The sequence below is a fragment of the Vibrio sp. 1978 genome (assembly GCF_033344345.1).
Window position 1 is genome coordinate 1 of record NZ_JAWPOP010000794.1, and the last position, 577, is coordinate 577.

The following is a 577-nucleotide window of genomic DNA, read 5'->3' on the forward strand; positions in this document are numbered from 1 at the left end:
GAAGTTCGGCCATCTAGGTTGATGGTTTGGACGATATTAGGCGTATCCATGATACAAGTGCTCCCCGACTGCTGAACAAGTAGCGGGTCGTATTCCTTACCATACTCATAGAAACCAATCTTTTGATTGCCTCCCGGGCCATCTGCTTCTGCATGAGCTAATCCTTCATACTGCAACAGCACTTCACCGGATTTAGCATCCACGAGATAAGTTGGTCTAGTGGGGTTTACCGCTTGTTCAGAATCGGCAAAAAACTGGATCTCATAGGCTAAATGCGCAACGTCTTTGTCATCGATATAAATACGCAATCCCTGTTGTTGATCTTCGATGTGATAGCCAACATCCAAATACGGCTTTTGTACTTTGCTTCTTATTCTTTCAAGGTTGAGCTGAGGAGTCGTGTTAGAAATGTCTTGCCCGATATCATGAACTAACGTACCGCCAAAGCGTTTGATTTTCCCTTGTTTATCCCGGTGTAAAACGATCTGTTTCCCCCAGATCGGAATTCCTTTGTAGGTTTGTTGATACCGGACGTGGACATCACCATTTTTGTCTTGGTTGGCTTTAAGCTTTTGAA

The 577-nt window shown here is 44.2% G+C and carries 1 protein-coding gene; it reads right to left on the reverse strand.

The window, feature by feature from the left end; all coding sequences use genetic code 11:
• The coding region (locus R8N49_RS29145) for a PepSY domain-containing protein (protein ID WP_318190702.1) at positions 1-577 on the reverse strand (577 nt) is incomplete at both ends.